This window comes from Streptomyces sp. NPDC051172 (assembly GCF_040682555.1).
Classification (GTDB): domain Bacteria; phylum Actinomycetota; class Actinomycetes; order Streptomycetales; family Streptomycetaceae; genus Streptomyces.
Genome location: NZ_JBFBBE010000007.1, coordinates 119672 through 132632, shown reverse-complemented (window position 1 = coordinate 132632; position 12961 = coordinate 119672). Strand labels below are relative to the sequence as shown.

Sequence of the window (12961 nt, the reverse complement as noted above, 5' to 3'; positions counted from 1 at the left end):
AGGGCTGATCCGTACGTGAGTCAGGGCTCGGGCGGCGCGTCCCTGCGCTGCCCGAGCCCTGCGTTCACATCGAGTTGCCTGCTCTGTGGATCAGATCAGAGCTGGTTGCCGACGAAGACCGTCAGGTCGACGAGGCGGTTGGAGTAGCCCCACTCGTTGTCGTACCAGCCGAGGATCTTCACCGAGTTGCCCTCCTGGACCATGGTCAGGGAGGAGTCGAAGGTGCAGGAGGCCGGGTCGCTGACGATGTCCGAGGAGACGATCGGGTCCTCGGTGTACGACAGGTAGCCCTTGAGGTCGCCGTCCTCGGAGGCCTTCTTGAACGCGGCGTTGACCTCGTCCTTGGTGACCTCGCGCTGCAGCGTCACGACCAGGTCGGTGGCCGAGCCGGTGGGGACCGGGACGCGCATGGCGATGCCGTCCAGCTTGCCCTTGAGCTGCGGCAGGACCAGGGCGGTGGCCTTGGCGGCACCGGTGGTGGTCGGGATGATGTTCTCGGCGGCGGCGCGGGCGCGGCGCAGGTCCGAGTGCGGGAAGTCCAGGATGCGCTGGTCGTTGGTGTACGCGTGGACCGTCGTCATCAGGCCCTTGACGATGCCGAAGTTCTCGTCGAGGACCTTCGCCATCGGCGCCACACAGTTGGTGGTGCAGGACGCGTTGGAGATGACGTGGTGGTTGGCCGCGTCGTACCTGTCCTGGTTGACACCCATCACGATGGTGATGTCCTCGTCCTTGGCCGGAGCCGAGATGAGGACCTTCTTGGCGCCGCCGGCGATGTGCTTCTCGGCGTCGGCCTTCTTCGTGAAGATGCCGGTGGACTCGACGACGATGTCGACGCCGAGTTCGCCCCACGGGATGTCGGCGGGGTTGCGCTCGGAAAGGACCTTGATGGTGTGCCCGTCGACGGTGATGGTGTCGGCGGTGTGCGACACCTCGGCCTTGAGGCGGCCCAGGATGGTGTCGTATTTGAGCAGGTGGGCGGTGGTCGCGGTGTCACCCAGGTCGTTGACAGCCACGATCTCGATGTCTGCACCCTGCTCCAGCAGTGCGCGGAAGTAGTTGCGACCGATACGACCGAAGCCGTTGATGCCTACGCGGATCGTCACGAACCGATCTCCTCGTTGGTACGCCGGCCATGCGGTGCCGGCGAGCTCTGTTTGGGATGTCCCCGACCACCCCCGACCCTACCTCCCTGAGGGCCCCGGAGTGACATCGAGACGCCCCATACATGGGCAGGCGGTCCGTACCCGCCAGTAGGGGTACGGACCGCCCGGGACGAAAGATCCGATCACTCTTTTTGACTACGGAGGGCTAGTCATCGTTGACCGGGGTGTTCACCCTTCCAGGGCCGCGAGGGCCTTCTTGATGAGGCTGTTGCGGTCGGCCGCCGCGCTGACGTGCTCCAGGCCGAAGCCCAGCAGCACGGTCCGGTCGGTGGTGATCGCTCCGTATGTCCTGAACAGGGCGCCGGTGCGCGTCCAGTCCTTGAGGACGGCCGGGCTGCCCGCGGGCGGTCCGGACGCGCTCCAGGCGCCGAGCGACGTCTCGAAGCCCTCGGTCTGGGTCGGCGTGCCACCGATGACGAGCGAGGCGTCGTCGGCGAGGACGCCGTGGCCGCCGGTACCCGGGTCGGTGACGTAGCTGATGGAGACCTCGACGGACTTGCCGGCGTACGCGCTCAGGTCGAAGTTGACCTGCTGCCAGCCGTTGGAGGCACCGGTGAGGCTGTGCCAGGAACCGCTCGTGCCGGTCGGGGTGCAGTCGTTGCCGGCGATGGTCAGATAGTGCTTGAGCCACGGGTGCTCGTTCACCAGGAAGCCCGCCCCGCACTCGCTCGGTACGGTCTGCCTGGTCGCGCCGCCCTTCTCCGGGAGGGTCGTCCAGTCGTCGGCACCGGTGGTGTGGGCCTCGACGATGACGTGGTCGTAGCCGGGCTCGGTGTCCCAGAGCAACTGGCTGCGCAGGGTCGGCTGCTGAGCCGCGGTGACACCCGTGAGGTCGATGGTGCGGGTGAGGCGCTTATAGGCGTCGTCGGTGTGGACGGCGGCCGCCATGAAGGAGCCGGCGTACGGCCCGTACGGGTTGACGGTCCCAGCGAACTGGCCTGCGCCCGCACTGGCGAACTGCGGGTACTTGTCGGCGGGCAGCGAGTCGGAGGTGACGCTGTAGGTGCCCGCCTTGTCGAGCGGGTTGCCGGTGGCGGCACCGAGCGACCCGCTGAAGCCGTCGAGCTCGCCGGAGCCGGTGAAGCCGGTGGCCCCGGGGGTCGACGTACGGGAGTAGGCGCCCAGGTAGTACTGGCTGAAGTCGTTCGACAGGGTGCCCCCGCCGAGGTCGACGCTGCCGCCGGCCTGCTCGCCCGCCTCGATCAGCTTGCCGCCCTCGTTGAGGTAGGCGCGCAGCTGGAGCTGGGTGGCGTTGCCGGGGACACTCGCCCCTGTGTAGTGGACGACCGTCCTGAAGTGCTTCAGCACGCCGAGCGCGTCGGGTGCGCCCTGGGTGGCGACGTCCCAGACGATCGCCTTGCGGCCGTTCGCCTTCAGCGCGTCCACGTACGTCTGCGCCTGTGCGGCGGCCGCGCCCTCCTCGGCGACGACGAGGGTGTCGGCCTTGGGCCGCTGGGCGACGGTGTAGGTGAAGTGCTCGCTGGAGACCTTCTTGCCGCTCCTGCCCTTGCCGGTGAACCACACCTCGACCTTGTCGCCCGGGGCGCCGTCCTTGACCTTGGCCCGGTACTCGTCGAAGTGCAGGTTGTCGTCCCCGCCGTAGGTCTCGCCGCCCTTCCATGCCTTGAGCCCCTCATCCTGCGTACGACCGCCGTTGACGCGGTACTTGAGCTCCTTGTCGCGCACGGCCTTGCGTACGACGACGGAGACCTCCTGGTCGGCGCCGCGCGAGTACGACGTGGCGAACGTGGCCGGGGTGAAGTCGGCGGCGGTCAGGCCGAGCGAGGAGGACGGCGTGTCGGGGTGCAGGGCGGTCTCGGCGACCGACAGCGCGAACGGGATGTTCTTCTCGAACTCCTGCTGGATCAGCTTCTCGTCGTCCGGGAAGTTGAAGACGGACTGGCAGTCGGCCGCGTTCCACTGGTCGTTGGGATCGATGTTCGACGCGGTCTGGCACGTCGACATCTCCGGGGTGAACATCGACATGCCGTTGACGTTCGCCGCGTGTCCGTCCGCCTCACCGTTGGTGGTGTACAGCTCGGAGGAGACCTGCGGGCGGTAGCCGGGTATCGCGGAGTGGTCCGGCGAACCGGCGAGGGCCTTGTAGACCACGTCGTCGGGCGTGGGGGTGGCCACCTGCCAGCCGACGCCGTAGAGCAGAAGTTCGGCGGCGGAGTGGTAGTTGATGCCGTACGTGAAGCCGATGCGTTTCTCGAAGGCGTCCAGCGCCCTGGTCTCGGGCTCGGAGGCGGGGCTCGCGCCGCGATAGGTCTCGCTGGTGGGGTTGGGGGACGAACCCTCGTCGTCGTAGCCCCACTTGTAGGGGAAGTTGCGGTTGAGGTCGACGCCGTCACCCGTGGAGATGACGCCGTCGCCGTTGACGTCACGCAGGTTCTTGCGCCACAGACGGGTCTGGGAGTTCTTGAACGTGTAGTCGTAGCCGTCCGGGTTGGCCGAGATCACGAACCACAGCTCGGTGGAGTCCACGATCTTCTTGATGCGCTGGTCCGTCTTGTAGTGGTCCAGGTAGTAGTGCATCAGCCGACGGGTCATCTCCGGCGTGATCCACTCGCGCGCGTGCTGGTTGGACAGGTAGAGGACGGAGGGCTTCGAGCCGTCCTTGGACTTCTTCGCGCCCTTGGTCAGTTTGAGGGCGAGGATGTCCTGTCCGTTGACGGTCTTGCCGATGGAGACGACCTTGGTGAGGCCGGGGTTCTCCTGCCCGGTCCGGACGATCTCCTCCTTGAGGCCACCGCTTCCGCTGTACGGGCGGAACACGCCCTGGGCGGCGGCGTCCACGCGCTTGACGGCCCTGTCCGAAAGCGTGTGTTCGGTGAGGTCGACACCCTGCTTCTTGAGCTTGTGGGCCTGTTGGGCGGTGAGGTAGACCTCGACGGAGGCCGTGCCCTTCTCCGGGACCTGGTCGCTGAGTTCGTCGCCGTCCTGTCCGGCTGCCAGCAGCAGGGGTACCTGCTTGGCGGTGACGTCGGCGCGATAGACCTTGACCTCGGTGGGGTCGGATCCCTGCGAACTTCCGTTCTGCGCCTGGGCGATGGGTGCGAGGCCCGCTCCGCCGAGCAGGAGCGCGCCGACAGCGAGGATCGATCTCGCTCTGTGTCTCATGAACCCCCCTAGCAATGGTCCGCCACAGCAGCGAACTGTTGCCAGGCTCATGACACTTCATGATCGAGTCAAGGGCGCCTCATGGACAGACAAATGCCGGTGCCCGCGCCCCAAGTGGACGCAGACACCGGCAGGTTGAGCGACCTTCAGGTGTACTTCTGCCGGCTCAGCCGACCAGGTTGTCGGCCATCTCCTCGGTGATGCTGGACTCCGTGCCCGGAATGCCGAGGTCGGAGGCGCGCTTGTCGGCCATCGCAAGGAGCCGGCGGATACGGCCGGCGACGGCGTCCTTGGTCAGCGGCGGGTCGGCGAGCGCACCCAGCTCCTCCAGCGAGGCCTGCTTGTGCTCCATGCGCAGCCGCCCGGCGGCCGCGAGGTGCTCGGGAACCTCGTCACCGAGGATCTCCAGGGCGCGCTGCACGCGGGCACCGGCGGCGACGGCCGCGCGGGCGGAGCGGCGCAGGTTGGCGTCGTCGAAGTTGGCGAGACGGTTCGCCGTGGCCCGCACCTCGCGGCGCATCCGGCGCTCCTCCCAGGCCAGCACCGACTCGTGCGCGCCGAGCCGGGTGAGCAGGGCGCCGATCGCGTCGCCGTCACGGACGACCACGCGGTCCACACCGCGCACCTCGCGCGCCTTCGCGGCGATCGACAGCCGACGGGCGGCGCCGACCAGGGCGAGCGCGGCCTCCGGGCCGGGGCAGGTGACCTCCAGGGAGGAGGAGCGGCCGGGCTCGGTCAGCGAGCCGTGCGCCAGGAAGGCGCCGCGCCAGGCGGCCTCCGCATCGCAGGTGGCCCCCGAGACCACCTGTGGGGGCAGACCCCGGATCGGGCGGCCGCGGCCGTCGACCAGGCCGGTCTGCCGGGCCAGCTGGTCACCGCCGGCGACGACCCGTACGACATAGCGCGAGCCGCGGCGCAGTCCGCCCGGCGCCATCACGATCAGTTCGGAGCTGTGACCGAAGATCTCCAGGATGTCCCGCTTCAGGCGCCGCGCCGCCATCGCGGTGTCCAGCTCCGCTTCGATCACGATGCGCCCACTGACCAGGTGGAGGCCGCCGGCGAACCGCAGAATGGCGGAGACCTCCGCCTTTCTGCAGCAGGTCCGGGTGACGGGGAGCCGGGAGATCTCATCCTTCACCGCTGCCGTCATCGCCATGGGCCGATCCTTCCATGCATCCGAAAAATACGGTCGTACGCGGCGGCCAGCAGCTCCGGGTCGTGCCGCGGAGTTCCGTCCCTCCGGGCCACCGGCGCCAGCTCGACCGCGGCGCCGAACCGCTTGGCGGCCTCGGTGAGCACGTCGCGGTCGGGCACGGCGGCCTCGTCGGCCAGCACCACGTCCAGGGCGAGTTTAGGGGCGTGTCGTCCCAAAACCTCCAAATGACGCTGCGGGGAGAAGCCTTCGGTTTCTCCGGGCTGCGGGGCGAGGTTCAGCGAGAGTACCCGGCGTGCCTTCGTCTCGGTGAGGGCGTCCAGGAGTTCGGGAACGAGCAGGTGCGGGATGACCGAGGAGAACCAGGAGCCGGGGCCGAGGACGACCCAGTCGGCGTCCAGGACCGCCTCGACGGCCTCGGGGACGGCGGGCGGGTCGTGCGGCACGAGGTGCACGGACTGCACCTCGCCCGGTGTGAGCGCCACAGTCGCCTGCCCCCGCACGGTGTCGACGTCCTCGGGCCGCTCCGGGTCGTGCCCCTTGACCAGGGCCTGCAGCTCCAGGGGTACGGCGGACATGGGCAGCACGCGCCCGTGCGCTCCGAGCAGCCTGCCGACCAGGTCGAGGGCCTGGACGTGGTCGCCCAGCTGCTCCCACAGAGCGACGATCAGGAGGTTGCCGACCGCGTGTTCGTGCAGGTCGCCCTTGGACTGGAAGCGGTGCTGGATGACACGGGCCCAGGTCTGGCCCCAGTCGTCGTCGCCGCACAGCGCGGCCAGCGCCTTGCGCAGGTCGCCCGGCGGCAGCACGCCCAGTTCGTCGCGCAGGCGTCCGCTGGAGCCGCCGTCGTCGGCCACGGTGACGACGGCGGTGAGGTCGCCGGTGATCCGGCGCAGCGCGGCGAGCGAGGCGGACAGGCCCATGCCGCCACCGAGGGCGACCACCTTGGGCTGGGCGCCGCGGCGGCGCGGCCGGGCGCCACGGGCTTCGACGGGCCGGCCCGCGCGAGACTCGGGCACGACCCGGCGCAGCCTGCTCAGCCGCAAAGAACGCTCCGTCATTCGCGTCCCATGTCCCGGTGCACGACCACCGTCTCCACGCCCTCGGCCGCAAGACGTGCGGCGAGCTTCTCCGACATGGCCACCGAGCGGTGCTTGCCGCCCGTGCAGCCGATGGCGATGGTCACGTACCGCTTGCCCTCGCGCCGGTAGCCGGCCGCGATGAGGCGCAGCAGCTCGGCGTAGCGGTCGAGGAACTCCTTGGCACCGGGCTGGTTGAAGACGTACGCGGCGACCTCTTCGTTCAGGCCGGTGAAGGGGCGCAGCTCGGGCACCCAGTGCGGGTTGGGCAAGAAGCGCATGTCCGCGACCAGGTCGGCGTCGACCGGGAGGCCGTACTTGAAGCCGAAGGACATGACGGTGGCCCGCAGCTCGGGCTCCTCCTCGCCGGCGAACTGGGCGTCCATCTTGGCGCGCAGCTCGTGCACGTTCAGGCTGGAGGTGTCGATCACCAGGTCGGCGTCGCCGCGCAGCTCGCGCAGCAGCTCGCGCTCTGCGGCGATGCCGTCGACGATGCGGCCGTCGCCCTGCAGGGGGTGCGGGCGGCGCACCGACTCGAAGCGGCGCACCAGGGCGTCGTCGGAGGACTCCAGGAACACGATCCGCCGGGTGACGTGCTTGGCCTCCAGGTCGGCGAGGGACTCGCGGAGGTTGTCGAAGAAGCGACGCCCACGGACGTCGACGACGACCGCGATCCTGGCGACGTTGCCCTGCGAGCGGGCGCCGAGCTCCACCATGGTGGGGATCAGCGCGGGCGGCAGATTGTCGACGACGAACCAGCCGAGGTCCTCCAGACACTTGGCGGCGGTCGACCTGCCCGCACCGGACATGCCCGAGATGATCACCAGCTCCGGGATGGCCACCTCGGGGACCGTCCCGGGCGTGTCGCTGCCCGTACTCACCTGTGCTCCGTCTCCGGCCTGGGTTTCTTGCCCGTCGTGCTCGTTCACATTCATGTCTCCTGCCCCCGTCGTTCGTCCAGGGCGCCCATGGCCACGGGCTGCCCGCTGGAACCCATGGTGGAGGGTTCCTCCTCCATGATCTCTCCAGTCGCCGTGTTCACGGCGGGCGCGGCCGGGGCCGCCTGGGCGAGGGCGACGGCGATCGTCTCGGCCGTCTTGCGGCCTATGCCGGGGACCTCGCAGATCTGGTCGATGGTGGCGGATCGTAGTTTCTTGAGCGAACCGAAATGTTTCAGAAGTGCCTGCTTGCGTGTGTCCCCGAGTCCCGGCACGTCGTCCAGGGGGCTCGACCTGAAGCGCTTGGTCCGCTTGGTGCGCTGGTACGTGATCGCGAAGCGGTGGGCCTCGTCGCGGACGCGCTGCAGCAGATAGAGGCCTTCGCTGGTGCGCGGCAGGACGACCGGGTCGTCGTCGTCCGGCAGCCAGACCTCCTCCAGGCGCTTGGCGAGTCCGCACACGGCGACGTCGTCGATGCCGAGCTCGTCGAGGGCCCTCTTGGCCGCGGCGACCTGGGGCTGTCCGCCGTCCACGACGACGAGCTGGGGCGGGTAGGCGAACTTCTTGGGGCGACCGTCCTCCTCGGTGAGCGTGTTCTCGCCGTCGGCCCACTCCCCGGTCTTCTCCTTCTCCGCGAGATAACGCCGGAAACGGCGGTTGATCACCTCGTGCATCGAGCGGACGTCGTCCTGCCCCTCGAAGCCCTTGATCTGGAACCGGCGGTACTCGCTCTTGCGCTGCAGGCCGTCCTCGAAGACGACCATGGAGGCCACCACGTCGTCGCCCTGGAGGTGCGAGATGTCGTAGCACTCGATACGGAGGGGGGCGCTGTCCAGGTCGAGGGCCTCGGCGATCTCCTCCAGGGCACGCGAGCGCGTGGTCAGGTCGGAGGCACGCTTGGTCTTGTGCAGCACGAGCGCCTGCTGGGCGTTGCGCTCCACCGTCTCCATCAGGGCCTTCTTGTCGCCGCGCTGTGGGATGCGCAGCGAGACCGCGGAGCCGCGGCGCTCGGTGAGCCACTCCTGGACGGGCTCCACCGGGTCGGGCAGGGCCGGGACGAGGACCTCCTTGGGGACGGAGTCGCCCTTCTCCTCGCCGTACAGCTGCTGCAGCGCGTGTTCGACGAGGGCACCGGTGGTGATCTCCTCGACCTTGTCGGTGACCCAGCCGCGCTGGCCGCGCACGCGTCCGCCACGCACGTGGAAGATCTGGACGGCCGCCTCCAGCTCGTCCTCGGCGACCGCGATCAGGTCGGCGTCGGTCGCGTCGGCGAGCACGACCGCGTTCTTCTCCATGGCCTTCTTCAGGGCCTCGATGTCGTCGCGCAGGCGGGCCGCCCGCTCGTACTCCATCTCCTCGGCCGCCTGGGTCATCTGGTTCTCCAGGCGGCGCAGGTACGTCCCCGTGCGGCCTGCCATGAAGTCGCAGAACTCCTCGGCCAGTTCGCGGTGTTCCTCGGCGGAGACGCGCTCGACGCAGGGGGCGGAGCACTTGCCGATGTAGCCGAGCAGACAGGGGCGGCCGGTGCGGGCGGCGTTCTTGAAGACACCCGCCGAGCAGGTGCGCACCGGGAAGACGCGCAGCAGGAGGTCCACGGTGTCGCGGATCGCCCACGCGTGCCCGTACGGCCCGAAGTAGCGCACGCCCTTGCGCTTGTGGCCGCGCATCACCTGGACGCGCGGGAACTCCTCGTTCATCGTCACCGCGAGGTACGGGTAGCTCTTGTCGTCGCGGTACTTGACGTTGAACCGGGGGTCGAACTCCTTGATCCAGGAGTACTCCAGCTGCAGGGCCTCGACCTCCGTGGACACCACGGTCCACTCCACGGAGGCGGCCGTGGTGACCATGCTGCGGGTGCGGGGGTGCAGTCCGGCCAGGTCCTGGAAGTAGTTCGCCAGGCGCTGGCGCAGGCTCTTCGCCTTTCCGACGTAGATCACCCGGCGGTGCTCGTCACGGAACCTGTACACCCCTGGCGAGTCCGGGATCTGTCCCGGCTTGGGGCGGTAGCTGGAGGGATCTGCCATGTCTCACACCCTACTGGCGAGCGCTGACAGTGCGGCGGGCCTGTGGACAACGCCGCCGCGCAAGCCACCGGGGCTCGGGGAACATCACCCTCGGTGACCCTCACCGGTGCGCCGGCTCCAGGCATCGATCGCGTCTCGGCCAGGAGTGCACCGCTGTTGGGTCTCAGGTGTTGTCGGGACTAGGTCAACACGCTTCAATGCGGGGGAACTCGGGACCGGGAACGACGGCGTACGGATGTGAAGACTCCACGACGCCGACGGGGTGGCCCCGAAACACGCACAACCCGGCCCGACCAGCCGTAGCGAGCATTCACAGAAAGGCCCCTGCATGCCGCACGCCACACAGCACGCGGACGCCGCCGCCGTCGTGACCGCGGAACTGGACTCGGCCCTGCGGGGCGGCCCCTTCCACGTCGCACTGCGTGCCGCGATCGCCGCCCGCGGACTGCCGCTGCAGCGCGTGCAGCACCATCTGTCGCGCTACGGGGTCAAGGTCGGTGTGACGAGCCTGAGTTACTGGCAGCAGGGTGCCCGACGCCCGCAGCGCCCGGAGTCCCTGCGGGCCGTACGCGCGCTGGAGGAGATCCTCCAGCTGCCGCAGGAGTCCCTGATCCGGCTGCTCGCGGAGACCGACGAGCCGTCGTGCGCGGGTCGGCCCGCGGGCCGTTCCTACCGCTCCCTGGTGGAGGCGTCGGGCGTCCTGGAGCGGCTGCTGGCCGAGCTGGGCTCGCCCCTGGACGGCGGTCTGCACACCCTGGGGCACCACGAGCGGGTACGCATCGGCGCGCGCCGCGAACTGGCGGGGCGCGAGTCCCACCACATAGTGCGCGCCCACAAGGACGGTGTGGACCGCTTCGTGGCCGTCCACCACGGCGACCCGGGCTGCGCGCCGGAACGCATGCGGGTGCACGCACTGGAGAACTGCCGCACGGGACGCGTGCGCGTGCACCACGACACCGGCGTGCTCGTGGCCGAGCTCCTCTTCGACACCCGGCTGCGGGCCGGGGACACCTTCCTCTTCCGCTACGGCATCGAGGACGGCACCGCCGGCCTGTCCCGCGAGTACATCCGCGGCTTCGGGCCGGCCGGCGGGCAGTACGCGCTCCAGGTGCGCTTCGACGAACAGGCCCTGCCCTCCCGCTGCCACCGCTTCGCCCAGCATTCGCCCGCGGCCCCGCGCAGCGGCCGCCAGGAACTGCCCCTGAGCGGCCGCCACCACTCGGTCCACCTCGTCGAGCCCCGGGTGCGGACAGGGGTCGTGGGCATCGGGTGGGACTGGGAGTGAGCCCGGCCGACGGGCCTGCCAGATCGGGGCTCTGCTCCCCTCGTCACGGGACGTAAACGTTTGCGCAAGCGTTTACGCGAGGCCCCGGATGGGATACCGTCCCGGCCGGAAGGCACGCCGTGCCGTCGAAAGGGTCGGGGTCCAAGGAGGGGCACGCGATGGCGACCATGGCCGATGTCGCTCGAAGCGCAGGAGTCTCCGTGGCGACCGTCTCGCACGTCCTGAACAACACCAGGCCCGTCCTCCCCCACACCCGCCAGGCCGTCCTGGACGCCGTCGACCGGCTCGGCTACACCCCGAACACCCTCGCCCGTTCCCTGGTGACCGCGCGCACCCGCTCCATCGGGCTCGCGGTGTCGGCGATCAGCAACCCGTATTTCACGGAGATCCTCCAGGGCGTCGAGGCCGGCGCCCTGGAAAACGGCTACAGCCTCCTCATCGCCGATCCGCACGACGACCCGGAGCACGAGCGCAAGGTCGTCCAGCTGCTGCACGAACGCCGGGTCGACGGCATGATCATCGCCCCTTCGGCGAACCCGGACGACCTTCTCGCCTACCTCGGCCGCCACGGCGTGCCGGCCGTCTTCCTCGACCGGCTCGTCACCACCCCGGCCGACGGCACACCCGGCTACGACCAGGTCTGCGCCGAGAGCGTCGAACCGACCACCCGGCTGGTCACCCATCTCGCCGAGCTCGGTCACCGTCGGATCGCCCTGGTCGCAGGCCGGCCCGGGCTCAGCACCACCCGCGAACGCGTCGCCGGATACCGCCACGGCCTCGCCGCCTCCGGGCTCCCCCACGACGAACGCCTCCTGGTGCACGGCAACTCCGAGTCCGCCGACGCCGAGCGCGCCACCACGGCCCTTCTCTCCCTTGCCGCCCCACCCACCGCACTCGTCACCGCCAACAACGCGATGACCATCGGTGCGCTGCGCGCCCTTCGCGGGCGCGGTCTGTCCGTGCCCGAGGACATGGCCCTGTGCTGCTTCGACGACTTCGCCTGGGCGGACCTGTTCTCGCCCCGGCTGACCGCCGTCGCCCAGCCCAGCGGGGAGATCGGCGCCCAGGCGCTCCAGGTGCTCCTGGACCGCCTCGCCTCCCCGGACCGCCCCGCCCGCACCCTGCGGCTCCCCTGCACCTTCGTCCACCGGACCTCGTGCGGCTGCCCGGAGGGGACGGTGCGGTCCGAACAACCCGAACAGCCCGAGAAATTCGAGAAGCCCGAGAAGTTCGGGAAGCGCGAGAAAGGAACCGCCTCGTGATCGTCGTCGCCGGTGAGGCTCTGATCGACCTGGTACCGCAGGGCACAGGGGCTCTCGCGGGCCTGAAGCCGGCGCTCGGCGGCGGCCCGTACAACACGGCCGTGGCCCTCGGCCGTCTCGGCTCCCCCACCGCGTTCTGCTCCCGCACCTCGCGCGACGCCTTCGGCGAGGCGCTGCTCAACGGGCTACGGGCAGCAGGCGTGGACGTCTCGGCCGTGCAGCGCGGCGCGGAGCCGAGCACCCTCGCGGTCGCCACGATCGACGGGGACGGATCCGCCGCCTACTCCTTCTATGTCGAGGGAACCGCTGACCGGCTGTTCGTGGCGCCCGAGGCGCTCCCCGCCGAGACGCGGGCCATGTCCTTCGGCACCTGCTCGCTCGTCCTGGAGCCCGGGGCGACGGCGTACGAGACCCTGCTGCGGACCGCGGCCGCGCAGGGCGTGTTCACCGCGCTCGACCCCAACATCCGGGCAGGCCTGATTCCCGACGCGGATGCCTACCGGGCGCGTTTTTGGAGCTGGCTGCCCTCGGTGTCGCTGCTCAAGCTCTCCGAGGAGGACGCCCTGTGGCTGGGCGGCTCCCCGCGGGAGTGGCTGGCCGCAGGACCCGCGGCCGTGGTGATCACCCATGGCGGTGACGGGCTCAGCGCCTTCACCCGGGACGGGGCCGTGCACCCCGTGCCGGGCGAGAAGGTCGACGTCGTCGACACCATCGGTGCCGGCGACACGGTGAACGCGGCCCTTCTGCACGGTCTGGCCGCCCAGGACGCCCTGTCCACCGAGGCGCTCCTGGGACTGGGCTCCGACGGCTGGACCAGGCTGCTGCGCTTCGCGGCGCGGGCCGCCGCGGTCACCTGCTCCCGGGCGGGCGCGGAGCCGCCGTATGCGTCCGAGCTGGACGAAGTGTAGGGCCCCGTATCTCCTGCGCGGGC

At 70.0% G+C, this 12961-nt stretch carries 9 protein-coding genes; 3 read left to right on the top strand and 6 right to left on the bottom strand.

Annotation, left to right across the window (positions count from 1 at the left end; all coding sequences use genetic code 11):
- Window positions 1-95 precede the first annotated feature (95 nt).
- The 6 genes from gap to uvrC all read right to left on the bottom strand — a co-directional run bounded on the left by gap (window position 96) and on the right by uvrC (window position 9483).
- Window positions 96-1106 (bottom strand): type I glyceraldehyde-3-phosphate dehydrogenase, encoded by a 1011-nt coding sequence (gene gap / locus AB0N07_RS06290; protein ID WP_365832614.1) that lies wholly within the window; start codon window positions 1104-1106, stop codon window positions 96-98.
- A 228-nt stretch (window positions 1107-1334) separates the two neighbouring features.
- Window positions 1335-4289: a M14 family zinc carboxypeptidase gene (locus AB0N07_RS06285; protein WP_365832612.1), complete on the bottom strand. Its 2955-nt coding sequence runs from the start codon at window positions 4287-4289 to the stop codon at window positions 1335-1337.
- 166 nt (window positions 4290-4455) lie between these two features.
- Window positions 4456-5445 (bottom strand): DNA-binding protein WhiA, encoded by a 990-nt coding sequence (gene whiA / locus AB0N07_RS06280; RefSeq protein WP_030933313.1) that lies wholly within the window; start codon window positions 5443-5445, stop codon window positions 4456-4458.
- On the bottom strand, window positions 5436-6503 hold the full coding sequence (gene yvcK / locus AB0N07_RS06275; RefSeq protein WP_365832610.1) for a uridine diphosphate-N-acetylglucosamine-binding protein YvcK: 1068 nt from the start codon (window positions 6501-6503) through the stop codon (window positions 5436-5438). Before yvcK ends, whiA begins: the two co-directional genes overlap by 10 nt.
- Entirely contained in the window at window positions 6500-7456 is a 957-nt protein-coding gene (rapZ, locus tag AB0N07_RS06270) for an RNase adapter RapZ (RefSeq protein ID WP_365832608.1), read from the bottom strand. Before rapZ ends, yvcK begins: the two co-directional genes overlap by 4 nt.
- Entirely contained in the window at window positions 7453-9483 is a 2031-nt protein-coding gene (uvrC, locus tag AB0N07_RS06265; RefSeq protein WP_365832605.1) for an excinuclease ABC subunit UvrC, read from the bottom strand. Before uvrC ends, rapZ begins: the two co-directional genes overlap by 4 nt.
- A 328-nt stretch (window positions 9484-9811) precedes the next feature.
- Between uvrC and AB0N07_RS06260 the strand changes: the two genes are divergently transcribed.
- The 3 genes from AB0N07_RS06260 to AB0N07_RS06250 all read left to right on the top strand — a co-directional run bounded on the left by AB0N07_RS06260 (window position 9812) and on the right by AB0N07_RS06250 (window position 12938).
- Entirely contained in the window at window positions 9812-10768 is a 957-nt protein-coding gene (locus AB0N07_RS06260) for a hypothetical protein (RefSeq protein WP_365832603.1), read from the top strand.
- Window positions 10769-10926: 158 nt separating this feature from the next.
- Window positions 10927-12030 (top strand): LacI family DNA-binding transcriptional regulator, encoded by a 1104-nt coding sequence (locus tag AB0N07_RS06255; protein ID WP_365832601.1) that lies wholly within the window; start codon window positions 10927-10929, stop codon window positions 12028-12030.
- Window positions 12027-12938 carry a carbohydrate kinase gene (locus AB0N07_RS06250; RefSeq protein WP_365832599.1) on the top strand — a complete coding sequence of 304 codons (912 nt, stop codon included), beginning with the start codon at window positions 12027-12029 and terminating at the stop codon, window positions 12936-12938. The genes AB0N07_RS06255 and AB0N07_RS06250 overlap by 4 nt, the downstream gene beginning before the upstream one ends.
- The last annotated feature ends 23 nt before the right edge of the window (window positions 12939-12961 follow it).

Coding starts and splice junctions, on each gene's coding strand:
- AB0N07_RS06285 (WP_365832612.1), bottom strand. CDS start 4,289: ATGAGACACAGAGCGAGATCGATCCTCGCTGTCGGCGCGCTCCTGCTC.
- whiA (WP_030933313.1), bottom strand. CDS start 5,445: ATGGCGATGACGGCAGCGGTGAAGGATGAGATCTCCCGGCTCCCCGTC.
- yvcK (WP_365832610.1), bottom strand. CDS start 6,503: ATGACGGAGCGTTCTTTGCGGCTGAGCAGGCTGCGCCGGGTCGTGCCC.
- rapZ (WP_365832608.1), bottom strand. CDS start 7,456: ATGAATGTGAACGAGCACGACGGGCAAGAAACCCAGGCCGGAGACGGA.
- uvrC (WP_365832605.1), bottom strand. CDS start 9,483: ATGGCAGATCCCTCCAGCTACCGCCCCAAGCCGGGACAGATCCCGGAC.
- AB0N07_RS06260 (WP_365832603.1), top strand. CDS start 9,812: ATGCCGCACGCCACACAGCACGCGGACGCCGCCGCCGTCGTGACCGCG.
- AB0N07_RS06255 (WP_365832601.1), top strand. CDS start 10,927: ATGGCGACCATGGCCGATGTCGCTCGAAGCGCAGGAGTCTCCGTGGCG.